The sequence below is a fragment of the Streptomyces sp. NPDC049597 genome (genome assembly GCF_040675505.1).
Lineage (GTDB): Bacteria > Actinomycetota > Actinomycetes > Streptomycetales > Streptomycetaceae > Streptomyces.
In genome coordinates this window covers 28,154-53,718 of record NZ_JBFAOY010000038.1, presented here as the reverse complement: position 1 = coordinate 53,718, position 25,565 = coordinate 28,154, and the positions used below count along the sequence as shown (strand labels likewise).

Annotated in this window: 22 protein-coding genes; 14 read left to right on the top strand and 8 right to left on the bottom strand. The window is 70.0% G+C overall.

Annotation, left to right across the window (positions count from 1 at the left end; translation table 11 throughout):
• Positions 1-450: 450 nt before the first annotated feature.
• Together ggt and AB0K02_RS29805 are read left to right on the top strand one after the other, a co-directional pair.
• A complete protein-coding gene (gene ggt / locus AB0K02_RS29810) occupies positions 451-2,241 on the top strand; it encodes a gamma-glutamyltransferase (protein WP_365995678.1) in 1,791 nt (596 codons plus the stop codon).
• A 159-nt stretch (positions 2,242-2,400) separates the two neighbouring features.
• On the top strand, positions 2,401-2,736 hold the full coding sequence (locus AB0K02_RS29805) for a hypothetical protein (protein WP_365995674.1): 336 nt from the start codon (positions 2,401-2,403) through the stop codon (positions 2,734-2,736).
• Here the strand turns inward: AB0K02_RS29805 and AB0K02_RS29800 are convergent.
• The 3 genes from AB0K02_RS29800 to AB0K02_RS29790 form a co-directional block, all read right to left on the bottom strand.
• Positions 2,700-3,026 (bottom strand): hypothetical protein, encoded by a 327-nt coding sequence (locus AB0K02_RS29800; RefSeq protein WP_365995673.1) that lies wholly within the window; start codon positions 3,024-3,026, stop codon positions 2,700-2,702. The two genes, AB0K02_RS29805 and AB0K02_RS29800, sit on opposite strands and share 37 nt — an antisense overlap.
• A gap of 401 nt (positions 3,027-3,427) precedes the next feature.
• Positions 3,428-3,859, bottom strand: coding sequence for a heme-binding protein (locus tag AB0K02_RS29795; protein ID WP_365995672.1), 432 nt, complete (start codon positions 3,857-3,859; stop codon positions 3,428-3,430).
• A 34-nt stretch (positions 3,860-3,893) separates the two neighbouring features.
• A complete protein-coding gene (locus tag AB0K02_RS29790) occupies positions 3,894-5,102 on the bottom strand; it encodes an MFS transporter (RefSeq protein ID WP_365995671.1) in 1,209 nt (402 codons plus the stop codon).
• 362 nt (positions 5,103-5,464) lie between these two features.
• On the opposite strand from AB0K02_RS29790, the gene AB0K02_RS29785 reads away from it, so the two are divergent.
• The 4 genes from AB0K02_RS29785 (at position 5,465) to AB0K02_RS29770 (ending at position 9,001) form a co-directional block, all read left to right on the top strand.
• The gene (locus AB0K02_RS29785) at positions 5,465-6,148 is read left to right on the top strand and encodes a class I SAM-dependent methyltransferase (RefSeq protein ID WP_365995670.1); all 684 of its coding nucleotides are present in this window, start codon (positions 5,465-5,467) and stop codon (positions 6,146-6,148) included.
• 440 nt (positions 6,149-6,588) lie between these two features.
• Complete coding sequence (locus tag AB0K02_RS29780; RefSeq protein ID WP_365995669.1) at positions 6,589-6,729, top strand: hypothetical protein; 141 nt, start codon at positions 6,589-6,591, stop codon at positions 6,727-6,729.
• A gap of 53 nt (positions 6,730-6,782) precedes the next feature.
• Positions 6,783-7,385: a carbonic anhydrase gene (locus AB0K02_RS29775; protein WP_365995668.1), complete on the top strand. Its 603-nt coding sequence runs from the start codon at positions 6,783-6,785 to the stop codon at positions 7,383-7,385.
• A 161-nt stretch (positions 7,386-7,546) separates the two neighbouring features.
• A complete protein-coding gene (locus AB0K02_RS29770; RefSeq protein WP_365995677.1) occupies positions 7,547-9,001 on the top strand; it encodes a SulP family inorganic anion transporter in 1,455 nt (484 codons plus the stop codon).
• A 204-nt stretch (positions 9,002-9,205) separates the two neighbouring features.
• On the opposite strand, the gene AB0K02_RS29765 is transcribed toward AB0K02_RS29770, so the two are convergent.
• The gene (locus tag AB0K02_RS29765; protein WP_365995667.1) at positions 9,206-11,131 is read right to left on the bottom strand and encodes a sensor domain-containing diguanylate cyclase; all 1,926 of its coding nucleotides are present in this window, start codon (positions 11,129-11,131) and stop codon (positions 9,206-9,208) included.
• Positions 11,132-11,942: 811 nt separating this feature from the next.
• On the opposite strand from AB0K02_RS29765, the gene AB0K02_RS29760 reads away from it, so the two are divergent.
• The 5 genes from AB0K02_RS29760 to AB0K02_RS29740 all read left to right on the top strand — a co-directional run bounded on the left by AB0K02_RS29760 (position 11,943) and on the right by AB0K02_RS29740 (position 16,582).
• Positions 11,943-14,213: a nitrate- and nitrite sensing domain-containing protein gene (locus AB0K02_RS29760; RefSeq protein ID WP_365995666.1), complete on the top strand. Its 2,271-nt coding sequence runs from the start codon at positions 11,943-11,945 to the stop codon at positions 14,211-14,213.
• Positions 14,210-14,614, top strand: a complete 405-nt coding sequence (locus tag AB0K02_RS29755; RefSeq protein WP_100105847.1) for a roadblock/LC7 domain-containing protein — start codon at positions 14,210-14,212, stop codon at positions 14,612-14,614. Before AB0K02_RS29760 ends, AB0K02_RS29755 begins: the two co-directional genes overlap by 4 nt.
• Entirely contained in the window at positions 14,614-14,979 is a 366-nt protein-coding gene (locus tag AB0K02_RS29750; RefSeq protein ID WP_365995665.1) for a DUF742 domain-containing protein, read from the top strand. Before AB0K02_RS29755 ends, AB0K02_RS29750 begins: the two co-directional genes overlap by 1 nt.
• Positions 14,966-15,556, top strand: coding sequence for an ATP/GTP-binding protein (locus AB0K02_RS29745; protein WP_365995664.1), 591 nt, complete (start codon positions 14,966-14,968; stop codon positions 15,554-15,556). Before AB0K02_RS29750 ends, AB0K02_RS29745 begins: the two co-directional genes overlap by 14 nt.
• A 159-nt stretch (positions 15,557-15,715) precedes the next feature.
• Positions 15,716-16,582 (top strand): methyltransferase domain-containing protein, encoded by an 867-nt coding sequence (locus tag AB0K02_RS29740; RefSeq protein ID WP_365995663.1) that lies wholly within the window; start codon positions 15,716-15,718, stop codon positions 16,580-16,582.
• An 83-nt stretch (positions 16,583-16,665) separates the two neighbouring features.
• Here AB0K02_RS29740 and AB0K02_RS29735 read toward each other — a convergent pair whose 3' ends face one another.
• The 3 genes from AB0K02_RS29735 to AB0K02_RS29725 are packed head-to-tail and all read right to left on the bottom strand — an operon-like array spanning position 16,666 to position 19,379.
• On the bottom strand, positions 16,666-17,709 hold the full coding sequence (locus AB0K02_RS29735) for an NAD(P)/FAD-dependent oxidoreductase (RefSeq protein WP_365995662.1): 1,044 nt from the start codon (positions 17,707-17,709) through the stop codon (positions 16,666-16,668).
• The gene (locus AB0K02_RS29730; protein WP_365995661.1) at positions 17,706-18,224 is read right to left on the bottom strand and encodes an isoprenylcysteine carboxyl methyltransferase family protein; all 519 of its coding nucleotides are present in this window, start codon (positions 18,222-18,224) and stop codon (positions 17,706-17,708) included. Before AB0K02_RS29730 ends, AB0K02_RS29735 begins: the two co-directional genes overlap by 4 nt.
• Before the next feature lie 9 nt (positions 18,225-18,233).
• On the bottom strand, positions 18,234-19,379 hold the full coding sequence (locus AB0K02_RS29725) for a 3-oxoacyl-[acyl-carrier-protein] synthase III C-terminal domain-containing protein (RefSeq protein WP_365995660.1): 1,146 nt from the start codon (positions 19,377-19,379) through the stop codon (positions 18,234-18,236).
• A 36-nt stretch (positions 19,380-19,415) separates the two neighbouring features.
• Between AB0K02_RS29725 and AB0K02_RS29720 the strand changes: the two genes are divergently transcribed.
• The 3 genes from AB0K02_RS29720 to AB0K02_RS29710 all read left to right on the top strand — a co-directional run bounded on the left by AB0K02_RS29720 (position 19,416) and on the right by AB0K02_RS29710 (position 22,840).
• Positions 19,416-20,276 carry a UbiA family prenyltransferase gene (locus tag AB0K02_RS29720; RefSeq protein WP_365995659.1) on the top strand — a complete coding sequence of 287 codons (861 nt, stop codon included), beginning with the start codon at positions 19,416-19,418 and terminating at the stop codon, positions 20,274-20,276.
• A gap of 450 nt (positions 20,277-20,726) precedes the next feature.
• Positions 20,727-22,481 carry a cytochrome c oxidase subunit I gene (ctaD, locus tag AB0K02_RS29715; protein WP_365995658.1) on the top strand — a complete coding sequence of 585 codons (1,755 nt, stop codon included), beginning with the start codon at positions 20,727-20,729 and terminating at the stop codon, positions 22,479-22,481.
• Positions 22,478-22,840, top strand: coding sequence for a hypothetical protein (locus AB0K02_RS29710; RefSeq protein WP_365995657.1), 363 nt, complete (start codon positions 22,478-22,480; stop codon positions 22,838-22,840). Before ctaD ends, AB0K02_RS29710 begins: the two co-directional genes overlap by 4 nt.
• Before the next feature lie 161 nt (positions 22,841-23,001).
• Here the strand turns inward: AB0K02_RS29710 and katG are convergent, their stop codons facing one another.
• Positions 23,002-25,191, bottom strand: a complete 2,190-nt coding sequence (gene katG, locus AB0K02_RS29705; RefSeq protein WP_365995656.1) for a catalase/peroxidase HPI — start codon at positions 25,189-25,191, stop codon at positions 23,002-23,004.
• Between the last annotated feature and the right edge of the window lie 374 nt (positions 25,192-25,565).

Below are 25,565 nucleotides of genomic sequence, written 5' to 3'. Positions count from 1 at the left end.
GGTTCGGCGCCGCTGGCGCCGAACCGGCCCTTCCGGCGTCCGGGCCCGACCTGAGCAGCGGCTCCGCGGGCGTTCACCGGAGCCGTACGGTCACGGCCTGGCTCGTTCGGCCGGGCACGAGTGGGACCAGCCCGCCCGGGTCGCCCCGCGCGGCTCGTTCGGCCTCCGTCGGACCGGCGTCCGGTCGCATCGACCGGTACATCCGGCGTGCGGGTGGGGGCAGTTGCGGGGGCCTCGGCGCGCAGTGCGGTGTCAGGGGACCGACTTGCCGGCTACCCGCCGGAAACCTCAGATCTCACGCAAATCTTCCGGTACGTCGTTGCTGACCTGCCAGGACGCTGCCAGGGTTTCGAGCGTTCCCCTCAACGCAGGTCACCGGAGGCTCCCTTGGCTGTCCGTCGTGCCGTTGTCGCTGCCGCGTCCGCGGCGGCGCTCGTCTTCCCCGTCCTGATGCCCACCAGCGCCACCGGTGCTCCCTCTGCCGTGCCGGCCGCCGGCGGCTCCGAGCCGCCACCTCCCGCGAAGCAGGCCGTCGCCACCGGCAGCGGCGGTGCGGTCTCCAGCGTCAATCCGTACGCCTCTCAGGCCGGGTTGAACGTCCTGCGGCACGGTGGCAACGCGGTCGACGCCGCGGTGGCCACCGCGGCGGCGCTCGGCGTGGTCGAGCCGTACTCGGCGGGCATCGGAGGCGGCGGCTACTTCGTCTCCTACGACGCCGCGACGGGGCAGGTGCGCACCATCGACGGCCGGGAGACCGCCCCGGCCCGGATGCGTGCGGACTCCTTCGTCGACCCCGCGACCGGAAAGCCCATTCCGTTCCCCGAGGCCGTCAACTCGGGGCTCTCCGTGGGAGTTCCGGGCACGCCCGCCACGTGGGAGAAGGCGCTGAAGGACTGGGGCACCGTCTCGCTGGCGTCCGCGCTGCGGCCGGCCACTCGTATCGCCGACGAAGGCTTCGTCGTGAACGAGGAGTTCCGTGCCCAGACGGCGATGAACGAGGCCCGCTTCCGGGACTTCACCTCCACCGCCGAGCTGTTCCTGCCCAACGGTGAACTCCCCGTGGTCGGCTCCCGCTTCCGCAACCCCGACCTCGCCCGGACCTACCGCGAACTCGCCCGCGAAGGCGTCGGCGCGCTGTACCACGGGGACATCGGCCGCGACGTGGTGCAGACCGTCAAGGAGCCGCCGGTGACCCCCGGCGCCGACCGCATCGTCCGCCCCGGGCTGATGGAGCGGGGCGACCTCGCCGACTACACGACCGTACGCCGCGATCCGACCCACACCACGTACCGGGGGCTGGACGTCTACTCCATGGCGCCGTCCTCATCCGGCGGGACCACCGTCGGCGAGGCGCTGAACATCCTCGAGAACTTCGACCTGTCGTCGGCCGACCGGGCCCAGGCCCTCCACCACTACGTGGAGGCCGCCCGGATCGCCTTCGCCGACCGCAACCGGTGGGTGGGCGACCCGGCCTTCTCGGACGTGCCCACCCAGGAGTTGCTGTCCAAGGAGTTCGCCAAGGACCGCGCGTGCCTCATCCGCCCCGACGCCGTGCTGACCAGCCCGCTGGCGCCGGCCGACCCGCGCAGCCCGGGCTCGGGCTGCACGCGGGGCACCGGCGCCGAGGAACCGTACGAGGGGCCCTCCACCACCCACCTGGTGACCGCGGACCGGTGGGGCAACGTCGTCTCGTACACCCTGACGATCGAGCAGACCGGCGGGTCGGCCATCACCGTGCCCGGCCGAGGCTTCCTGCTGAACAACGAGCTGACGGACTTCGACTTCACCCCCCTGGCAGAGGGCGTGCCGGACCCGAACCTGCCGGGGCCCGGCAAGCGCCCGCGCAGCAGCATGTCGCCGACGATCGTCCTGCACGACGGCAAGCCGATGCTCGCCGTCGGCTCACCCGGCGGGGCCACGATCATCACCACCGTGCTGCAGACCCTCGTCAACCGGGTCGACCTGGGCATGGCGCTGCCACAGGCGGTGGCCGCGCCGCGCGTCTCGCAGCGGAACCGGGCGGCGACCGAAGCCGAACCGGCCTTCCTCTCCTCGCCCGAGCGCGCGGCGCTGGAAAGCCTGGGGCACCGATTCGTCCTCGCCCCGAGCACCTTCACACCTTCTCCGGAGATCGGGGCGGTGGCGGCGCTGGAGTTCCTGCCCGACGGCAGCCTCCAGGCGGTGGCCGAGCCGACGCGCCGTGGTGGGGGCTCGGCGATGGTGCTGCACCAGAACGACTGAGGCCCGGGGACGGAGCACGGCCGTCGTGTCCGCGAGGCCCGTGGTGCGTGCGGTGCGTGTGGTGTCCATGGTGTCCGTCAAGCCCGCGACGCCGATGGATCTAGGCTGTCCCCCGACCACGCGGGCGGCATGCCCGCGTCAATCAAAGGGGAATCAGATATGCACGCACGCAGGATCCTCGGCGCGTCCGTCGTGTCCGCCGCACTGGTCGGGACCACGCTCATCGCCGGAAGCCCCGCGGTCGCACGGACGAACGCGACCGCGGCCGGTTGCACGGCACTGGCCCTCGAGACCGTGGTGATACGTGACCGGACGAGTGTCAACGGCACGGCCCTCGCCCAGCTCAACAAGGGGGAGACCGCGCCGTCGCCCTGCCAGATGTACTACGGCGGCTCGTACACCAAGTGCGGTATCACCAGCTCGCGTTGGGTCAAGGTCACCAAGCACGGCGTCACCGGTTACGTGGTCGGCACCTGTGTGAAGCAGCCCGCCTGATCCAGGCGGCCGACCGGCTGGGCGGGCCCCGGGCGCAGCGTCCGGGGCCCGCCCGGTCCTGGGCCTGCCGGGGAGGCGGCTGAGGGGAAGTCAGGGAGGATCCGGGCGGCCAGTTCGCGCAGGACGTCCTCGACCGGGCGGTCCCCTGGCCGGAGGTTGAACGAGACGTGCGCGACACCGAGGTCACCCATCTTCTTCAGGTGCTCGCGCAGGGCGTGGCGGCCGGTGCGCAGGCCGAGGCGGATCGCGGTGGCCGGCGTGTCGGGATCAGAGGTCAGGTCGAGCTGCATCGGCGTCAGATACGGCTTGGGGGCGTCGTCCGTGAGCGTGCGCCACTCCTTGGTCCTGAGCCGGAGCGCGCCGAGAGGGCGGGGATAGTTGAGGGAGGCGTCGGCGTTCTCGGCGATCCACTGCGAGGACTGCTGGGCGTGACCGGCGATGGCCGGCGGGATCGTGGCGCCGCCCGGCTTGGGCAGTACGTCGAGCCGCCGGTCGGCCCCCAGCCCGAGGGCGGGCAGCGCGAGCCCCTGTCCGTCGGGACGGGTCGCCCAGGCGGCACGCAGGATCTCGACGCTGGGCTCACGCGGGCGGGTCGAGGGAAGCCCCGCCCGCGTGAGGCATGTGCGGCCTGGCGTGGTGCGCCGGACCCGGTTGCGGGCGTCCGGGTGGGGCCGGTGTGAAGCGGGAACGGTCAGCCGAGGGCTGCGACGGCCGCGGTGGCGAAGGCGTGGTCCTGCGCGGGGGCGCCGCCGCCGACTCCGACGGCGCCGATGAGCGTGCCGTCGCGGTGGACGGGGATGCCGCCGGCGATGAACAACAGCGGGCGGTCCAGTGCCGTGGTCAGGCTGTGGAAGGGGCCGTCGGGCTTGACGAGATCGACGAGGTCGGCCGTGGGGGCGTTGAGCTGGAGCGCGGTGTAGGCCTTGCGCGTACTGGTCTCACCGGAGATCAGTACCGCGCGGTCGTCACGGCGGAAGGCCAGCGGATGGCCGCCCGCGTCCAGCACGGTGACGCTGACGGTGACGCCGGCCTCCTCGGCCGCGCGGCGGGCCGCGGTGAGCAGGACCTCGGCGTCCTGGGCGGTCAGCGGGGTCACGGCGGTGGCGGTGGCTGTGGTGCTCATGGTCGTTCCTTCTTCGCGGCGGTGGAGGTGGCGGTCAGCGCGCGGCGGGCGCGGGGGAAGAGGCTGCGATCGGCACAGCGGTCTGTGCCTGTGCGGCGCCGGTGCGCTTGTTGAGGTGCGCGGCCAGGAAGGCGAGCAGCAGGGCGGTGCCGGAGAGAAGGGCGCCGACCCAGTTCGGCGAGGTGTAGCCGAGGCCGCCGGCGATCACGATGCCGCCGAGCCAGGCGGCGAGCGCGTTGCCCAGGTTGAAGGCGCCGATGTTGGCGGCGGAGGCGAGCGTCGGAGCGGCCGAGGCCTGGTCGAGCACCCACTTCTGCAGCGGCGGGACGGTCGCGAACCCCAGGGCGCCGATCAGCGTCAGGGAGATCGCCGCGAGTGTCTTGTCGTGCGCGGTCGCGGTGAACACCAGCAGAGAGAGCGAGAGGGCACCCAGCGACGCGAACAGCATGGGCATCAGGGCGCGGTCGGCGAACTTTCCGCCCAGCAGGTTGCCCAGGAACATGCCGATGCCGAACAGGACGAGGAGCCAGGTGACGGCGGCCTCGGAGTAACCGGCCACCTCGGTCATCATCGGCGTGATGTACGTGATGGCCGCGAACACGCCGCCGTACCCGAGGACGGTCATCGCCATGGCGAGCCAGACCTGGACGTTCTTGAAGGCGGCGAACTCGGCGCGGACGTTGTCCGTCCCGGGCTTGCCCTGCTCGGGAACGAGCTTGGCGACGCCGAGGAGGCCGATGATGCCGAGGGCGGCGACGAGGGTGAAGGTGATGCGCCAGCCGAGGGCCTGGCCGATGTAGGTGCCGCCCGGGACGCCGACGATGTTGGCGACCGTCAGGCCCATGAACATCAGCGAGATGGCGGAGGCCTTCTTCTCGGGGGCGACGAGGTCGGCGGCGACCACCGATCCGATGCCGAAGAACGCGCCGTGGGCGAGGGAGGCGACGACCCGGCCGGTCAGCATGACGCCGAAGCTGGGCGCGAAGGCGGAGAGCGCGTTGCCCAGAATGAACAGTCCCATGAGGAACAAGAGCATCTTTTTGCGGGACACCTTGGTCCCGAGCACGGTCAGCAACGGGGCACCGAAGACGACACCGAGGGCGTAGCCGGTCACCAGCCAGCCGGCGGTGGGGATGGAGACACCGAAGTCGCCGGCGACCTGGGGCAGCACGCCCATGATCACGAATTCGGTGGTGCCGATCCCGAAGGCTCCGATGGCCAGGGCCAGCAGCGCGAGAGGCATGACGACGAACCTTCCAGAAATGGTTGCGCAGAGGTCTTACAGGCCACGACAATAGTTGCAGACGCGTGATGAATGCAAGCGCGGGCTATCTCTGGGAGTGGCTATTACTCTGTGTGAGTACGTCGTGTCGACAAAGGACCACCACCCCGTCGGCCCGTGCCGGTACCTGAGCCGACTCCGAAGCACCCGCTCGCGGGCCGGTGGTCGGGCCGTACGCCCCGTGGTCGTCGTGCCTCCCACCGCCGCACCCCTCGCCACCTACGCCTCGCCACCTGATCAGGAACAAACCGCGTACGCGGTGGTGTCCCGGCGGTCCCTTTGTGCGACGCTTTTCACCAGCCTGCGCCGAAGGGGGAGTCAGCGTGAGCAGTCCGGGCAACGAACCAGTTTGCGAGAGCACGCGTTTCGACCGCGCCGGTCAGGCCGAGGCTTTCGACGCCATCGGCAACCGCTACGACGAGGTCTTCCCGCACAAGGAGGGCCAGATCGAGGCCTCCGAGTGGCTCGCCCGATCCCTTCCCGCCGGATCCCGGGTGCTCGACGTGGGGTGCGGTACCGGGATCCCGACCTCGCGACGACTCGCTCAGGCGGGTTTCGAGGTCGTCGGCATCGACCTCTCCGCCGTCATGGTCGGTCTGGCCCGCCGGCACGTGCCCGCCGGGGTGTTCCATCAGGCGGACATCGCCGATCTGCGGCCCTCCGGGCCCCTCGATCTCGGCCGCTTCGACGCGGTCACCGCCTTCTTCTCCCTCCTCATGCTGCCACGCGCCGAGATACCGCTGGCCTTGCGGACGATCCGTCATCTGCTCGCCCCGGGGGGCCTGTTCCTGCTGTCGATGGTGGAGGCCGACCTCGACGACTTCGCGATCCCCTTCATCGGAAACATGATCCGGATCTCCGGTTACCCGCGTGCGGACCTGCACGAGGTGGTCGAAGGGGCGGGCTTCGACATCGCCGAGGAAGTCATCTACGCCTATACACCGGCGAGTTCGGACGTACCGCCCGAGGAGCAGATCTTCCTGCGCTGTCGCGCACGAAGCGAGTAGCTCGCCGTTTCGGTGGCACCACTCGGCTGACAGCGTTCCGTCCTTGCGGCGCTGCGTGTGCTCCGGTGAGCACGTGACCCACGCGGTGCCGAAGGCGAGGGCCCCGGGGTCGCCGCGGGTGGGATCCGTAACACTCGAGGGACGGTCTTTCTGCGTCGCCGGACTCGATCGGGCCCCTCAACTGGGGTGACCCGCGGTAGTCGCCACGGCAGCGGACTGTCAAGGAGCGTGACGCTCACAAATGTCTAACGAATCACAGACTTTTGGGCCCCTGTGATGCCAGAGTGACTCAAGAGGCCGGAGTTACCGACCAGTTGGACCAACTGTGCGACCGAAACGGGGGAGGGACGTGACGCGGTGAAGCGCTGCACCGAGCGCCGGAGAGACCGCCGGAAGGCAGACCCCTTACCGGAGTTGTCCCCAGTCACCCGCGTACGTGAATGCCCGAGCCACCCGAGCCCGCGGACGAGACCTCCGTCCCGGCTCCGGACCGTGCCCCCCGGCACGGCCCCGCCGTCCTGCCGGTGTTACGCCTGCGCGCCATCCGTCGACCTCCGCACGGCCTCGACGAGTACCTGTGATCCGACATGACGACTCCCCACCGCGCGCCTCGGGCGCGCTGGAGGAACCCCCCATGCACTTGTTCACGAACAACGCCCGTGCCTTCCGGCATCGGGCCGCCGCCCGCGCCGAGGAGTTCGGCCGCCTTGCGGACGGCCAGTCCCCCCAAGCGCTTTTCATCACCTGCTCCGACTCCCGGGTGATCCCCTCACTGATCACCGGAGCCCGCCCAGGCGAACTGTTCGAACTCCGCACGGCGGGCGGCATCATCCCCGAACACGACCCCGGTCGGCACTCGAGCGAGGCGGCCACCGTCGAGTACGCCGTCGAAGTGCTCGGGGTCACGGACATCGTCGTCTGTGGCCACTCCCACTGCGGTGCCGTCGGGGCCATGGCGCGCCGCGAAGACCTCTCCGCCGTCCCGGCGGTCCGCGGCTGGCTGGAGAGCGCGTCACCGCCGCCCCTCTTCACCGACCCCTCGTCCCCCGCTGACCCCGCCGTCGCCGAAGCCGTCCAGCACCATGTGGTGCGGCAGCTGCGGCGGTTGGGCGACTACCCGTGCGTCGTCCGCCGGGTCTCAGACGGGCGACTGCGGCTGCACGGCTGGTACTACGAGATAGACACCGGCTCCGTGCTCGTCCGCCGTCCGCACGACGACGCGTTCCTTCCGCTGTGAGTACCGCCGACACCCGCGAACGCGGGCACCGTCACCACGGGAACAGCAGTCGCGCGAACAGCGAACGTGGGCACAGCACGCGCGGGAGCGGCGAGCGCGGGAACCGGGGACGTCACCGGCGGGCGGCGCCACAGCGCGCGGAGCGACCCTCCGCCTCGACGCTGCGGGCCGACCTGACTGCCTCGGTCGTCGTCTTCCTGGTCGCCCTGCCGCTGTGCGTGGGCGTTGCCGTGGCCTCCGGAGTCCCGGCGGAACTCGGCCTGGTCACCGGCATCGTCGGCGGGCTGGTGACCGGACTGCTCCCCGGCAGCAGCCTCCAGGTCAGCGGACCTGCCGCGGGCCTGACCGTGCTTGTCCTCGAAGCCGTCACCGACTTCGGGCTCGGGGCCCTGGGCGTGTTCGTCCTCACCGCGGGCGTGCTCCAGCTGGTCATGGGAGCGCTGAGGCTGGGCCGCTGGTTCCGCGCCATCTCCATCGCCGTGGTGGAGGGAATGCTGGCGGGGATCGGCCTCGTACTGATCGCCGGCCAGTTCTACGCCATGGCCGACGCGAAGGCGCCCGGCTCGGGCCCGGCGAATCTCGCCGGCCTTCCCGAACTGGCCGTCCGTACGGCGGGCTCGCCCGCGGCGCTGACCGCGTTCGCTCTGGCAGTGGTGACCGTCGCGCTGATGGCCCTGTGGAAGCATCTGCCGCCCAAGGTCCGCATGGTCCCCGCACCGCTGGCCGCCGTGGCTCTGACCACCACTGTGGTGGCGTTGTTCCGGCTGCCCGTGAAGCGGGTGGACGTCCAGGGGCTGCTGGGCGCGATCCGGCCCCCGTCCCGCGACGACCTGGGCGACATCGCGGATGCCGGCGTGGTCGGCGCGATCGGCACGGTCGTCGCGATCACGCTCATCGCGTCGGCGGAGAGCCTGTTCAGCGCCGCCGCCGTCGACCGGCTCCACAGCGGACCCGGCACGCACTACGACAAGGAGCTGATGGCGCAGGGAGCGGGCAACGCCGTGTGCGGTGCTCTTGGGGCGCTGCCGATGACCGCGGTCATCGTGCGCAGCGCGGCCAATGTGCAGGCGGGCGCCCGGACCAAGGCGTCACGAGTGCTGCACGGCGTCTGGCTGCTGCTCTTCGCGGCGCTCCTGCCGACGGCGCTCGGCCTCATCCCAGTCGCCTCGCTCGCCGGCATCCTCGTCTTCTCCGGCTGGAAGCTCATCCCGTTGAAGGAGCTGGGGCCGCTGTGGCGCGAGCATCGCGGAGAGGCCCTGATCCTGGTGGTGACCGCGGTCGCCATCATCGCGACCAGCATGTTCGAGGGCGTGCTCGCCGGGTTGCTGCTCGCCGTCGCCAAGACGGCATGGGAGACGTCGCACGTCCACGTCCACGTGGACGACGGCGCCGACCGCAACGGGCCCGTGAGGGTGGTCGTCTCCGGCAACGCGACCTTCCTCAGGCTGCCCCGGATCCTCGACACCCTCGAGAAGCTGCCGAAGGACCGGCACATCGAGCTCGACCTGCTCGGCCTGCGGCACGTGGACCACGCGTGCAGTACGGCCCTCTCCAACTGGGCCGACCGGCACAACAAGGAGGAAGGAGCCACTCGGGTGCTGATGCCCGCGGCCTGACCGCTTCCTGCCCCCGGTCCGTACGGCCGCCGTTCACCGGGCGGTCGTACGGACCGGGGCCACGAGCCCGGGGTCGTACGGACCGGGGCCACGAGCCCGGGGCGTACGGAGCGGCCCGACCCCGCATGGAGACCTCGGTCTCAGCCTCCGGCATTCCGGGCGGTCACCCTCCGCCCGACACTTGCGAGCGGCACCCGGGACACCTCAACCCACTGTGTGGGCCGTTGTCACGGGAGTGTCTTCGCAGTGGCAGGGGCCGACGGCGGTGGAAGAAGTCTCGCAACGGACGCCGCGCGGCTGGGCGCCGTGTATGCGGATGCGGCTTTTTCCTGCGGCCTTGGCCTCGTACATGACCAGGTCGGCGTTGTGCAGGAGTTCCTCCGGTGTGATCCCCGGAGTGGCCACCGCGATGCCGATGGAAGCCGATACCACCGCATCGGTGCTGCCGATGCGGTACGGCTTCATCAGCGCCGACAAGATCCGCTCCGCTACTTCCCCGGCCCGGGAAGGGCACGCTCCTGCCCTGCCCTCCAGCAGCACGGCGAACTCGTCGCCGCCGAGGCGGGCGACCGTGTCCGCGGCCCGCACACATCCCTGGAGCCGGCGGGCAGCCTGGACGAGCAGGGCGTCGCCTGCCGCGTGACCCGCCGAGTCGTTGACGGCCTTGAAGCCGTCCAGGTCCAGGAAGAGCACCGCGGGCGGCGTGGCATCGGCGGTCCGCTTCCGCAGTGCGTGTTCGACTCTGTCGGCGAACAACGCGCGGTTGGGCAGGCCCGTCAACACGTCGTGGAACGCCAGGTGCTCGAGCTGTGCCTGCAATGCGACTCGCTCGGTGACATCGCGACTGTTGAAGATCAGCCCGTCCGCGTGGTGGCTGATCGTCGATTCGACGTGGCGCCATTGGCCATCCGCTGCCCGAACCCTGGACGACAGACAGCGGCCCGGACCGCGGGTGCCCGACTGGGCTTCCCGCCTCAGCGTCTCGACAGCCTGCATCAACGGCGCCACGTCGTCGGGGTGGCTGTACAGGGGCAGCCGGGCGCCCACGAGCTCCTCAGGCCGGTATCCGAAGACCTCACGGACGGCCGGACTGATGTAGAGCACGCGACCATCGAGACCGACGATGGTGATCACGTCGCTCGAGCCGTCGACCAGCGTGCGGTAATGCGCCTCCCGGGCCGCGGCCTCTCGAGTGAGCCGCAGGTGGTCGGCGTGAGCAACGCCCTGTCGGGCGCTGAGCCCCAGAAGCACAGAACTCCCCAGGGCGACCATCACCACATCGAGGTGGCCACCGGCGAGTACGTGCGCGGCCATGGCGAGAGCGCAGACGGCCACGGGCACGAAGGCCACGACCACCCCGGCGACAGGCATCTCGCGCCGGTCGGCTCCCATGACGCTGGCACCGCCGGGCAGCCAGGGCGCGAGGGTCACGAGGAACAATCCGGCCATGGCAAAGGTCGCCGCGACAGGAATCCCCGACCACGCGCCGGGAGAGGACATCAGAATGGGCAGCATGTCGCTCACGGTCAGGAGGACGAGGGCCACGGCCGCCAGAGTGACCGCCGCGCGCTCCCCGGGTCTCCGGCAGAAGCGCAAGGCGACCAGCAGCCCCAGAACGAGGATGTCGGACGCCACGCGGGTGAGATCCGTCAGCGATCCCGAAACGTCACCACCCTTGTCGACGCGGTGCGACAGAAGCACCCAGCTCAGCGTGAACAGCGAGCCCGCGGTCATCCAGCCGTCCAGGAGCCGACGTAACCAGATCAGGGTCGTGCCGCTGTCGGTGGCCGCCACGACCAGTCCGGCGACACCCGACCCCAGAGAGACGGCGAACCCGGCGAACGCCAGCAGTTCGACCACGGAGGGGAGAAGGCCGGCAAACCGTACCGGCGCCGTGGGAGGCTGACTGGCCAGAAGGTGGTGCAGGCCGCCTGCTGCCACCGAAACCGCCAGCAGCATCAGGCGCAGGCGCACCCTTCCCATGACGGTTCGGGCACGTGCGTACAGCGAGAGTGCGGCCACCCCGTGCGCGGCTGCCACCCCTACGCAGGCATCCAGCACCGCTGCCGCCGTGACGCATCCTCCCGCGGCCGCGACTGCCGCAGATCCCACGCCCAGCGCCTCGCGCATCCCTGCCTCGTGGAGCCGGCCGATGCGGGCGGTGCGGGCCGAACCGCCACGACCGGCTAATCCTGGCACCATGCGCATCTCCCGGAGTGACGTGGCTCAGGAGGGCAGACCCAACCCCCCTTGCAACACTCAAGTGCGATAAAAGGCTAGGACGGTCCTTCGCTCAACGAGCGTGCCGCCTGGGGGTTTTCACCTGAAATAACGACAGGGGCTGTGTGTCGCTGACACGGCGGGATCGAACTGGTAGGGGAAACGCTGTCGCTCCCGTCGGCCTGTGCGGGGAGAATCGTTCCTGGGTCAGGTGACGCTCAAGGAGGAGGCGCCCCGCTGTGCCGCCGGAGAGCCCTGTGGCGAACTGCTCACCTGTACACGGCGAGATTTCTCTTGTGCGTCGCGGGGGTGCACCGCCACTGCCGGGCGGGCCGCACCGTCGCGCGTAGTTCGGTCTCTCCCTCCGCCGCCGGAGGCGGCCCCGGGTGCGGCAGGCGACCTGTGACGCCCGGGCACCGTGCCGGATTCCTTCGTGGACGTACCGGTTGGTCCGACGCGGCCTCAGGTCCTCGACTCTTTCCCGGGCCTGTACCACGTAATTGATCACTGCTGCAAGCCCTCTCTTTCTGGGCGTGGCTGGTTATGATCGGCACCCCTACGTCCCAGCGAAGCCGGAGCGGGCGTTTCCCCGGTCCCCCCCCAGGACCACGTCTTGTCCGGCTGCTGGTCTGCCGCCCGCATTCCCCGCCCCCGAGGATTGATGTCTCCCATAGAACCCGACAGATCACGAGGCCGGTCGACGGCTCGTCGGCGGCGTACCGTGCGCCTGCGTACGCTGCTCGTCTGGCTGGCGGTCGTCCCCACCCTGGCGATGGGTGTCCAAGCCTTCATCAGCGCGGACCGGTTGCTGGACCGCGCTCATCACCTGCGCGCCGACGTGGCGGCCGGCGAGCGGATCGGCGTACCCCTGTACGCGCTCATGGTCGAGATGCAGGCCGAGCGGACGATGACTGCCGCGCTGTGGGCGGGCTCTTCGGTGTCCGATGAGGACCTGCGGAAGCGGCGTGCCGCCACGGACCGGGCAGCCGCCGAGTTCCGCCGGTCGTCCTCCACCGGCGGGGCGCGATCCGAGGAGGCGGACCGTCGGCTCCTTGAGGTGACGGAAGGCCTCGACGACCTGGATGCCTACCGCGAACGCGCCGACGTCCGCAGTGGCACCGCCGACAGCACGATCGCCTACTACACCGGCGTCATCAGCCAGATGGTGCGCTTCTACCAGGACGAGTTCAGCCACACGGAAGACGGCGGGCTCACTCAGGAAGGCCGCGTGGTCGTCGCCATGTTCTCGGCCTCCGAGATGCTGGCGCAGCAGGACACGATCCTCGCGCAGGCCGGGCCGTCCAGGCAGCTGAGCACCTCCAAGTTCGCCGACATCGTCAACGCCATCGGCGCCCACCGGTATCTGTACGACATGTGGGTCGTGCCGTATCTGCCTGCCGAGGACAACGAACTCTACGCACGGATGGCCCACTCGGAAGCGTGGCAGGCCAAGACCCGCATCGAGAACGAGATCGTGTCCGAGCACTCGGAGACCCGGTTCGGCGTGAAGCTGCCCCGTACGGTGGCCGGCTGGCCGGCCGCGCACGAGAAGTGGGCGCCGCAGTTGGAGACGCTGAACGCCGCCCGGGCGCGGGGGCTGCTCGCCCAGGCCGACGCCGAGGCGGCGGCGCTCGAGACGGAGGTCGCCTGGCTGATCACCGGAAGCGGCGCCGCGCTGCTGCTCGTCACAGTCGTCGTCGTGTTCACCACGCGCACAGTGCTGCGCCGCCTGCACCGTCTGCACCAACGCACGGTGACCATCGCCGAGGACATCCTGCCGGACGTCGTCGACCGCCTGCAGCGGGGCCAGCCCGTCGCATCCGACGCACTGCCCACGGTCCGTGGAGAGGGGGATGAAGTCGGACGTATCAGTGACGCGTTCGCCCGGGTCGTCGCCGTGTCCGTCGACGGGCACAGGACGCTGGCGGACGAGCGGCACGGCTTCGGCATGTTCGCCGCGGGCATCGCCTCACGTACCGGAAATCTGGTCAGCCGCCAGTTGAGCCTCACCGAGGACCTCCAGGACACCTTCGGCCACGACGAGGCGCTCCTCGCCCAGTTGATGCGAGCCGACCAGTTGACGGTGGGCATGCGGCGGCAGATCGAGAACCTGCTGATCCTGGCGGGTGGTGAGATCCCCGACCCGCACACGGAGCCCATGCGCGTCGCCGACCTGCTGCGCGAGGCCGCCGCGGAGGTCGAGGACTTCCGGCGGATCGAGCGGCAGGCCCTGGACGAGATCAGCGTGGAACCGCGCGTGATCAGCCAGATCAGCCACCTGCTGGCAGAACTGCTCGACAACGCCACCCGGTTCTCCCCGCCGCAGTCGAAGGTCGTCATCCGGGCGGAGCTGGTGGCTGACGGTCTGTCGGTCGAGATCGAGGACCGCGGTCCGCGAGTGACACCCGCGAGCTACGAGGAGATGAACGGCCGCCTCCACTCGGCCCCGCCGTACGCCGTGCTCGCGGAGAACGCACACCGGCTGGGTCTCTTCGTCGTCGGCCACCTCGCCGAGCAACTCGGGGCGAGGGTGACGCTGCGCAGGTCGGTGTACGGAGGGACGTCGGCCGTAGTGATCATTCCCAAGAAGCTGCTCGTGGCGACCGAGCGGGAACAGCCGCGCAAGCCGGTCCGGGCCGTCCCGCCTCAGCCCGTCCCGGCCACGCCGCAGTTCGCCCCGGGTCGCATCGAGGAACGCAAGCCCGAGCTGGTCCTGCATTCGCGTTCCGGTCTGCCGAGCCGGCGGGCGCACGAGCGGTCGCGGTCGGGCACGCTCCCGGTTCGGCCCGTGGCGCCGGACGGCGACGCGCGGCCCGCCCTGCCCGAGCGTGTCCCGCAGACCCACATCGCCGAGCAGCTGCGCGAGCCGCGCGCACCGGAACCCGTGGCCGGCCGGAACGCGGCGACACCCGACGAGGTGGCCGACGCCTGGGCGGACTACGAACACGGAACCCAGTCAGCAGAAGAAGAGCTCCGACAGGATCAGCCATGACGACGACATCCAACGACATGATCTACAGCATCCTGGACAACAATCTGAGCAGGATCGCCGGTGTCCAGGGAGCCGTACTGCTCTCCAACGACGGGATCAAGCTCAGCGCCTACCTGCTGGAACGGCCGCAGGCGGAGCGCATAGCCGCGGCATCCTCCGGTATCGCGGCCACGATGAAGGCGATATCCAGGGAGGTCGACGGTGGCCGGGTGATCCGCCAGCTGGTCGAGATGGACGACAGGTACCTCTGCATCGTCGGGTGCGGCGAGGGCAGTACGCTCATCGTCGTCACCTCCCGCAAGGCACGGCTCGGGGAGCTGGGCGGCGAGGCGGTGCGGACCGCGCAGGCGCTCGGCGAGTGGCTGGGCACACCTGAGCGCACCCAGGCGCCCACGTCGTAATGCCGGACGACCCGCAGCCCAAATGCCGCCGCCGGACGCGGCTGTACGCACTGACCGACGGCCGTACAGCCGCCCCGCACACCGTCCTGACCATGGACACCACGATCACGGCGGCGGTGGCCGCGGACGCCCGCGGTGGCCTGCCCACCGAGTGGCAGGCCATCCTCTCCATGTGTCCGGCTCCGGACGGGCGCGCGGTCGCCGAGATCGCGGCCCGGATGCACATGCGCCTCACTCCGATGACGGTCCTTCTCGGCGAACTCGCGGACCGCGGCCTGATCCACCACCGGCCGCCGCTGGAGGAGGCCGAGACCACCAATGTCCACCTGCTCATGAGAATCAGGGACAGCCTTGCCCGAATATGACTCCCCTGCCCGGGAAGCGGCCCCCGTCAAGATCCTGATCGCGGGGGGATTCGGCGTCGGCAAGACGACGCTGGTCGAGACAGTCTCCGAGATCGAGCCGTTGCGTACGGAGGAGCGGCTGACGGCCGCCGGGGTCGGCGTGGACGACCTCGAGGGAATCGAGTCCAAGGCCGTGACCACCGTCGCGATGGACTTCGGCCGTATCACCCTCACCGACGCCGGGGTCGTCCTCTATCTGTTCGGTACGCCGGGCCAGGAGCGCTTCTGGTTCATGTGGGACGACCTGCTGAACGGGGCGCTGGGAGCGATCGTGCTGGTCGACACCCGGCGCCTGGACCGCAGCTTCCCCGCCGTCGACTTCTTCGAGAACCGCGGGCTTCCGTTCGTGGTCGGCGCGAACTGCTTCAACGGCGAGCAGCTGTACACCGCGGAGGAGATCGGGGCGGCGCTGCATCTGCGTGACCCGAACACGCCGATCCTCATGCTCGACGCCCGGTCCCGTCACGACGCCCGTGACGCCCTGCTCTCGCTCCTCGACCTGCTCATCGTCAAGGCGAAGACGTCCGTGTCCGTCTGAGGGAAGGAGGGAGCGAGCCGGCGGCGTGCATCGGCGCGGGCGCGTCGGCGCCGACACGTGACCGTCGCGGCGAGGCCGGCGGTGTTCGGCAGCACCGCTGCGGAGGAGCCTGCGGCGCGCCTCTGCCGGTGGCGGGACGATGTGAGCAGGATCGGCCGCATGCGGACACACGAGCAGGGAAGCGATCCGGACGGGGGACACGACGCCCACTACGGGGGGCGCGTGTTCCGGCCGGACCAGGAAGGCGAGGGGGAACGGATCGACCTCGGGGCCCTCACCTATGACGAGGTGACACTGGCCCACCTCATGCGCCTGGGTGTGGGGCTGGAGCCGGGGTGGCGGTGCCTCGACATCGGCGCGGGCACCGGCTCGGTGGCGCGGCTCCTGCTGGACGAGGCCGGCGTGGACGAAGTCGTGGCCGTCGACCGCGACACCAGGTTCCTGGCCGCTCACCCCCTGCCCGGGCTCACGGCCGTCGAGGCGGATGTCACCACCTGCGACCTGCCACTCGGCAGCTTCCACCTGGTGCACGCACGGTTCGTCCTCATGCACCTGCCCGACCCCGAACGGATGATCGCCAGACTCGCCTCCCTCGTCGCGCCAGGTGGAGTTCTGGTCCTGGGCGACGCCATCGACCTGACCTCAGCCCTCGCGCCCCCGACTCCCTACACCCGGGTGATGCAGGCGATGTGGCAGGGGCTCAAGGCGTCCATCGGCACGGACGTCTCCTGGGTCTGCGGCTATCCGCAGTTGCTGCGGGCCGCCGGCCTCCAGTCCGTGGGCGCCGAAGTGCATGTGCCCGCTCTGACCCCGGGCAGTGCCATCAGCCGCTTCTGGGCGGACACGTGGAACCGCGCTCGCGGGGCGATCACAGCGACCGGCATGGTGGACGACGCCGCGGTGGACGAGGCGATCCGCTATCTCGCGTCTCCCGACTGCGCGGACGTCTCCGCCGGGTTGATCACGACCTGGGGCCGCCGGCCGCGGACGGCGGAGGAACAGGCGGAGGGCGACGGCGAAAGGTGACCAACGGCGTCACGGCCGTCCGCAGACGCCCCGGTGCCGTGTCGCCGGGGCGCTCGGCCACAACGACGGCCCGCCGCGAAGGGTCAGCTCTCGTCTGATGCCAGTGCGTTCACCGCGGCGGCGAAGACGCGTGGCAGACGTTCGGCCGCGGGCACGATGAGCGGTGCCAGCGCCGACATCTGCCGGGCGCGCAACAGGAGTTCCGTCAGCAGCCGGTGGCGGCGGGTCGCCCGGTTCCAGTCGCTCTCGTAGCGGCCCGGTGTGCCGCGGCGCAGATTGCCGACCAGGGCTTCGGCACCGGCGAGGGCCAGGGAGATCCCTTCACCGGTCAGCGCGTCGATGTATCCGGCGGCGTCTCCTACGAGGAGGACCCGTCCGTGGGACCGGGTGCGTGCCTTCTGGCGCAGTGGTCCCGCGCCCCGTACCGCGGTGACGGCCGCCGCTGGGGGGAGGCGTTCGGCAAGGGCGGGAAAGCCCTCCAGTTGGGCGTCGAAGGGCGCCCGTCGGGCGGTGAGCAGGGCGACGCCGACGAGATCCGGGCCGAGCGGGGTGACGTACGCCTCCCCGTACCGGCCCCAGTGCACCTCGACGTGGGAGGACCACGGCGGCACGGCGAAGTGACGGCGCAGCCCGTATCTGGCCGCCCCCGGGGAAGGGGCCTCCAGGCCCAGGGAGCGGCGCAGCGGCGAGTGCAGGCCGTCCGCGGCGACCAGCCACCTGGCACGCAGACCGGCATCGGGCACCAGCACGCCGGTGGCGTCCTGCCGCACCGCCTCGACTCGCAGGGGAACCACGGGAACGCCTGCCTCGCGCACTGCGCGGTGCAGGACGCTGTGCAGGCTGGTGCGGCGCACACCGAGCCCGTGGCCGTACCGGAACGGAGCCTGTGCTCTTCGTGAGCCCTGGACGTAGCGGATGCCCTTGATCGGGTGACCGGGGACGTGGAGGCCGAGCGCGGCAAGGGACCGCACGGCGCCGGGCATCAGGCCCTCGCCGCATGCCTTGTCGACCGGTGAGCGGCGCGGCTCGGCCACGACGGTGTCGAGACCGGCGCGTGCCGCGTGCAGGGCGGTCGCGAGACCGGCCGGGCCCCCGCCGACGACGATCAGGTCGTGACGGTCGCTCACGCCGCGACTGCCCGGCCGCTGAGGGCGGCGTTCTCACAGCGGATGCGGACCGTGAGCAGCACGGCGTTGGCCACCGTGAACACCAGCGCACTCAGCCAGGCCGAGTGCACCAGGGGCAGTGCGGTGATCTCCACGACGACGGCGACGTAGTTCGGGTGGCGCAGGAGCCGGTACGGGCCGGCGTCGACCAGACGCGCCCCGGGAACGACGATGACACGGGTGTTCCAGTACCGCCCGAGCGTCGTGATGCACCACCAGCGCAGCGCCTGGGCCAGGAGGACCAGCGTCAGCATGGGCCATCCCAGGGCGGGCAGGAACGGGCGGTGGGCGAGCCATGGCTCCAGCAGACAGCAGACCAGCAGGCCGGTGTGCAGGACGACCATGACCGGGTAGTGGCCGCGGCCGTACTCCACGCCGGAACGGGCCAGCGTCCAGGCCGCGTTGCGCCGGGCCACGGCGAGTTCGACGACGCGTTCGGCGGCGACGGCGAGGACGAGAAGCGTGTACCAGGACATGGGGACCACTCACCAGCGCAGCAGGACGAGTTCGGAGCAGAACCCGGGGCCCATCGCCAGGACCAGGCCCCACGTACCGGGCTCGGGCCGATGGGACTCGCGGGTGTTCTGCAGGATGTGCAGGACGGAGACCGACGACATGTTCCCCACCGTCGCGAGCGAGTGCCATGCGGTGTCCAGGGCGCCGTCGGGCAGGCCGAGGACGTCGGCCACGGCGGAAAGCACCTTGGGGCCTCCGGGATGGCACACCCAGGTCCCGATGTCGTCCACGGTCAGGCCGTTGTGGGCCAGGAAGGCACGCAGATCGGCACCGAAGTGGCGGCGTACCATCCCGGGAACACCGGCATCGATCACGACGCGGAAGCCGCTGGCGCCGATGTTCCACCCGAGGAGCTGTTCGGTCTCGGGGTACAGATGACTGCGCGTGGCGACCACCGTCGGCCCAGCGCCGTCCCGGCCGCGGGCGCCGAGGCCCTGTGCGACGACGGCGGCCGCGCCGTCGCCGAACAGGGCACCGGCGACGAGGTTCGCGGGGGAGTCGTCCCGCTGCTGGAGCGTCAGCGAGCACAGTTCGACGGTGAGCAGCACGGCGGTGTCCTCCGGATGACCGCGCAGGTAGTCGTGCAGCCGGGCGAGGCCGGCGGCGCCTGCCACGCAGCCCAGGCCGAACACCGGGACTCTCTTGACGTCGGGCCGCAGTCCCACGCGTCCGGCCAGCCGGGCGTCGAGCGAGGGAGCGGCGATGCCGGTGATGGAGGTGCACACCAGCAGATCGACGTCGCGCGGCGCGAGCCCCGCCTCCTCGAGCGCGCCGGTGAGGGCCTGCTCGCCCAGATCGAGTCCGGCCGCCATCCAGGCGTCGTTGGACTTGCCGAAGTCGCCGAGGCCGGCGTACCGCTCGATCGGCAGGGCGAGGTGCCGTGTCCGCACTCCGGCGGACGCGTGCAGACGGCGCAGCAGGGCTCGCTCGGCGCCGGGCGCGAGGCAGAGGTCGCCGATCAGCTCGGCGAGGTCGTCCTGGCTGTAGCGGTGCGGCGGCAGCGCGGTGCGGACGGCGAGGATCGTGGTGGCCGCACCGGGGGCGGTCGCACCGTCCGGCAGGGTGGTCGGTGAGGGGGCATCGTCGACGATCACAGGGACACGCATGTCGGTCATGCCTTCTCGTTTCGGGTGCCCGATTATCTTGCATTCGTGTCTCTACACCCCGCCGAGACCCTTCCTCGTACGACACACCGGCTCCCCCCGTTGTTGCGCGCCTGCCACCCGGAGCCGGCGCTGGCCGTGACGGCGTTCGCGACCGCGCTGGCCGCGGCGGCCGGGCGCGGGCCGGCGGGTACGGCGGCGGTGGCCGCGGCCGTGCTGGCCGGTCAGCTCTCGATCGGCTGGTGCAACGACGCGGTCGACGCGCACCGCGACAGGCGCTGCGGGCGCCGCGACAAGCCACTGGCCACCCGGGAACTGTCGCAGCGCACGGTCGCCGTGGCGGCCGGCACGGCCCTGGCGCTGTGCGTGCCGCTGTCGCTGCTGAGCGGCGCCGCGGCGGGAGCTGCGCATCTGGGCATGGTGGCCACCGGCTGGGCCTACAACCTGTGGCTGAAGCACACGGTGCTTTCACCGCTGCCCTATGCCGTCGCGTTCGGCTCCCTGCCGGCCTTCGTCACTCTGGGTCTGCCGCTGCCGTCCTGGCCCGCCTGGTGGGCCGTGGCGGCGGGAGCGTTGCTGGGCGTGGGGGCACACGTCGTCAATGTGTACCCGGACATCGAAGACGACCTTGCGGCCGGTGTTCGAGGGCTGCCGCAGCTCCTGGGGCGAACGGTCTGCCGGTGGGTGAGCCCGTTCGTGATGTGGGCAGCCATGGTCGTGCTCGTGGTGGGCCCGCCCGGGCGGGCCGGGGTGCTGACCTGGGTGCCGGCAGCGGCGGCCGGGATCGTCGCCGTCGGGGGTACGGCCGTGCCGTCGGCGAACCGGAGCCGGTGGCCGTTCCGTGCCGCGATCGCGGTGGCGGGCATGGCCGTGGCGCAACTGGTCCTTCGAGGACGGGAGATGAGCTGACCCGAGGCCGCGAGGTTCTCGGACACGGGTGTTCAGGCAGGACCCGGCCTTGCCGGCCGCGAGTCCCTGTGCGGTCGTCGCCCGGTGCCGCGACACATGAACGCGTACTCAATACGCTGCGCGAATCCCCGGGCCGGCACGTCCGGCGTTTCGGCGGTCACGAAACTGTGCCTCTGGTGCTTTCCCTGTCCGGGTGACGAACGACCGGGACGAGTCCTTTCGACGCATGCTGCTGAAAGAGTGAATCCGGGGAGGCCGCTCCTTGACGTACCGCGGCTCATGTTCCCCGATATCGCAGGTTGGGACGCTCAAAGCGGTGTGCACGGCGGAGGTGTCACCCGGCAGCCGGTACCGGGAATCGTTAGGTTGCCCCTTGAATGCCTTCTGTAGGGCAGCGTGCTGGGTGTTGCTCGCTGGCTTGCCGTGTCGTATCTGACGAGTGGAGTTCGCGTGAGCCTGAACAAGGCGTCGCTGTTCGAGGACGAGGATGCCTATGAGAACGAGCTGCCCTTGCGGCGCAGGCAGCCCGGCAACGTCGTCATCAGGTGGCTGACCACCACCGACCACAAGACGATCGGCACGCTGTACCTGTCGACATCCGTCATGTTCTTTCTGATCGGCGGCCTGATGGCGCTGCTGATGCGTGCCGAACTGGCCCGGCCCGGTACGCAGATCATGTCGAACGAGCAGTTCAACCAGGCGTTCACGATGCACGGCACGATCATGCTGCTGATGTTCGCGACGCCGCTGTTCGCCGGATTCGCGAACTGGATCATGCCGCTGCAGATCGGCGCGCCCGACGTGGCGTTCCCGCGGCTGAACATGTTCGCGTACTGGCTGTACCTCTTCGGCTCGCTGATTGCGGTGGCCGGCTTCCTCACCCCCCAGGGTGCGGCCGACTTCGGCTGGTTCGCCTATTCGCCCCTCAACAGCATCGAACGCACGCCTGGTGTCGGGGCCGACCTGTGGATCATGGGTCTGGCCTTCTCCGGTTTCGGCACGATCCTCGGCTCGGTCAACTTCATCACCACGATCATCTGTATGCGCGCCCCCGGCATGACGATGTTCCGGATGCCGATCTTCACCTGGAACGTGCTGCTGACCGGTGTGCTGGTCCTGCTCGCCTTCCCGGTCCTCGCGGCCGCGCTGTTCGCCCTGGAGGCGGACCGCAAGTTCGGCGCCCACGTCTTCGACGCCGACAACGGCGGCGCCCTGCTGTGGCAGCACCTCTTCTGGTTCTTCGGCCACCCCGAGGTGTACATCATCGCCCTGCCGTTCTTCGGCATCGTCACGGAGATCATCCCGGTCTTCTCCCGCAAGCCGATCTTCGGCTACATCGGTCTGGTGGGCGCGACCATCGCGATCGCAGGTCTCTCCGTGACGGTGTGGGCGCACCACATGTATGTCACCGGCGGCGTGCTGTTGCCGTTCTTCGCCTTCATGACATTCCTCATCGCGGTCCCGACCGGTGTGAAGTTCTTCAACTGGATCGGCACGATGTGGAAGGGGGCACTGTCGTTCGAGACACCGATGCTCTGGGCGATCGGATTCCTCGTCACATTCCTTTTCGGCGGCCTCACCGGGATCATTCTTGCCTCCCCGCCGTTGGACTTCCACGTCTCCGACTCGTACTTCGTCGTCGCGCACTTCCACTACGTCGTCTTCGGCACCGTGGTCTTCGCGATGTTCGCCGGATTCCACTTCTGGTGGCCGAAGTTCACGGGCAAGATGCTGGACGAGCGGCTCGGCAAGATGACGTTCTGGACGCTGTTCATCGGCTTCCACGGCACGTTCCTGGTGCAGCACTGGCTCGGTGCCGAAGGGATGCCGCGTCGTTACGCGGACTACCTCGCCGCCGACGGCTTCACCGCGCTGAACACGATCTCCACGATCAGCTCGTTCCTGCTGGGCCTGTCGATGCTGCCCTTCATGTACAACGTCTGGAAGACGGCGAAGTACGGCAAGCAGATCCTGGTGGACGACCCGTGGGGATACGGCCGCTCGCTGGAGTGGGCCACGTCCTGCCCGCCGCCGCGGCACAACTTCCTCACGCTGCCGCGCATCCGCAGCGAATCCCCCGCGTTCGACCTGCACCACCCTGGGATCTCGCAGGTCGATCACCTGGAGAGTGCAGGCCGCCGGGACGTCGTCGAACCCGGACGAGGAGTCGCTCCGCCGTTCGGTGGAAACAAGGGTGAGAAGTGAACCGGCCTGCGCAGAACCCGGACAAGGAGGCGGCCGCGGGCATCGCGGAACTCGAGGGCTATCTGCTGGCGCAGAGCCGTCTGCACGAAGCCCGCGTCGAGGCGGAGGTGTTCGCCGACCGGATGCCGTGGCTCACCACCGGCCAGCGCGAGGAAGTCGTCCGCCTCTACGCCGAGGACCGGATCGCACTGTCACGCCGCGTTCTGGCGGCCCTGGTCACTCGCGCCGGCGAACTGCGCCAGGAGTACACGCAACGATACGAGTGTCTCAGGCAACGGGTGCTGTGCGGCAGCCTCGCGGCACTCCTGTGCGTCGCGGTGCTGTGCCTGATCACCTACTGTCTCGCTCTGCAGACATGAGGGCAACGCTGCCCGGCGGACCCTGAGCACAGCCGCTCATCGGCTTTCCCCGCAGCCGGAGACCCCGGGGGCGCTTCAGCCCTCGGGGCCAGTACACCGCCGCCGCCGGCTCCCGAGGAACGTCCCGGCCGGCCGTTGCGTGACCGGCCGGGACATCGGGCTCAGGCGAGATCGAACCGATCGAGGTTCATCACCTTGTCCCACGCCGCCACGAAGTCACGCACGAACTTCTCTCCCGCATCCTGCGACGCATAGACCTCCGAGACCGCTCGGAGCTGGGAGTGCGAACCGAAGATGAGGTCGACGGCGGTGGCGGTCCACTTCACCTCGCCCGTGGCGCGATCCCGGCCTTCGAATACGTTCTCGGACGAGGTCGACGCCTTCCATTCCGTGCCCATGTCGAGCAGGTTGACGAAGAAGTCGTTGGTCAGAGTTTCCGGCCGGTGGGTGAAGAGGCCGTGGGGGGATCGCCGGAAGCCGGTGTTCAGTGCCCGCATGCCGCCGATCAGCACCGTCATCTCGGGAGCGGTCAGTGTCAGCAGGTTCGCGCGGTCCAGGAGGAGAGTCTCCGGCGACAGCTTCTCTCCCGCCCGGAGATAGTTGCGGAACCCGTCCGCCCTGGGCTCGAGCACGGCGAACGACTCCACGTCCGTCTGCTCCTGGGAGGCGTCCGTGCGCCCCGGTGCGAACGGGACGGCGATGTCGTGCCCGGCGTTCCTCGCGGCCTGCTCGACGGCCGCGCACCCGCCGAGGACGATCAGATCAGCGAGCGAAACCTTCGTTCCGCCGGCCTGTGAGGCGTTGAAGTCCTGCTGGATCTGCTCCAGTGTCCGCAGCACCTCGGCCACCTCGGGCACGTCGTTGACCTCCCAGTCCTTCTGCGGAGCGAGTCGAATCCGTGCGCCGTTGGCCCCTCCGCGCTTGTCGGTGCCGCGGAAGCTTGCCGCCGACGCCCAAGCGGTGGTGACCAGCTGGGGGATGGACAGTCCCGAGGCGAGGATCCTGTCCTTGAGGGCGGCGATGTCCCCGTCTCCCACCAGTTCGTGATCGACCTCGGGGACAGGGTCCTGCCACAGCTGCGGCTCGGGAATCCACGGGCCGAGGTAGCGCGAGACGGGTCCCATGTCGCGGTGCAACAGCTTGTACCACGCCTTGGCGAACGCCACCGCGAGCTCGTCCGGGTTCTCGTGGAACCTCTTCGTGATCGGCCCGTAGACCGGGTCCAGCTTCAGCGCGAGGTCCGTCGTGAGCATCATGGGGGCGTGCCTCTTGGACGGATCATGGGCGTCGGGCACGGTGTCCTTGGCCGAGGGATCCGTGGGCGTCCACTGCTTGGCACCGGCGGGGCTGGTGGTCAGCGCCCAGTCGTACTTGTAGAGGTTGTCCAGGTATCCGTTGTCCCACTTCGTCGGCTCCGTGGTCCATGCGCCCTCGAGCCCGCTGGTGAGCGTGTCGGCACCCTTGCCGCTGCCGTGGGTGTTCCGCCAGCCGAGGCCCTGCTGTTCGAGGGGGGCGGCCTCGGGTTCCGGACCGATGTACGAGGGATCGACCGCGCCATGACACTTGCCGAACGTGTGGCCGCCGACGATGAGCGCAACCGTCTCCTCGTCGTTCATCGCCATACGTCCGAAGGTCTCGCGGATGTCCCGCGCCGCGGCCACCGGATCCGGGTTGCCGTTGGGCCCCTCCGGATTGACGTAGATCAGGCCCATCTGCACCGCACCGAAGGGACCGGTGAGTTCCCTGTCGCCGGTGTAGCGCTCATCTCCGAGCCAGGTGTCCTCGGGCCCCCAGAAGATTTCCTCGGGCTCCCAGATGTCCTCGCGCCCGAATCCGAACCCGAACGTCTTGAACCCCATCGATTCCATGGCGCAGTTTCCGGCGAAGACCAGAAGATCGGCCCAGGAGATTTTCCTGCCGTACTTCTGCTTCACCGGCCAGAGCAGGCGGCGTGCCTTGTCGAGGCTCGCGTTGTCCGGCCAGCTGTTGAGAGGAGCAAAGCGCTGGGCGCCGCTGCCGCCACCGCCCCGGCCATCGGCGATGCGGTACGTTCCGGCGGCGTGCCAGCTCATCCGGATGAAGAGCGGCCCGTAGTGCCCGTAGTCGGCAGGCCACCAGTCCTGCGACGTCGTCATCACCTCGAAGACGTCCCGCTTCAGCGCGTCGACGTCGAGGGTGCTGAATTCTGCTGCGTAGTCGAAGTCCTCGCCCATCGGATTGGACCGGGGCGAGTGCTGGTGGAGAACCTGAAGGTCCAGCTGATTCGGCCACCAGTCCCGGTTCGTCCTGGGGCGAGTCGGCGTGGGGGTCGGAGAGGGGATTGCAGGGTTCTCGCTTTCGCTGCCGGACACGTCCGTCCTTCTTCCTGTCTCGGTGTTTCCGTCTGCTGGCTGCTTGCTCTTGACGTTGCTTGCTCTGCTGGTGGCGAGCACTGCGACCCGCGATCGTGGTGCGCCATGGAGCCCGCCGAGGGGAAACGCCTTCCGGACCCGCGGCAGTCGACGCGGGGCCGGCGGCCGGCGAGAACCCTTCCTCACGCACGACGCCGATGATTGATCCTTTGTCGGCGTCCGTATGGTCGCGCACCGCAGACCGCACCGCTAAGAGAACACGCAGGGCAACCCCGCGTAACAGGCACTCAGAGCCCAAGGTCGTTCGGGACCCGGCCCATTGGCTGACGACTCTCCCGGCCTGCGGGACATGCGGGAAAGGGTGACGTCTTTCT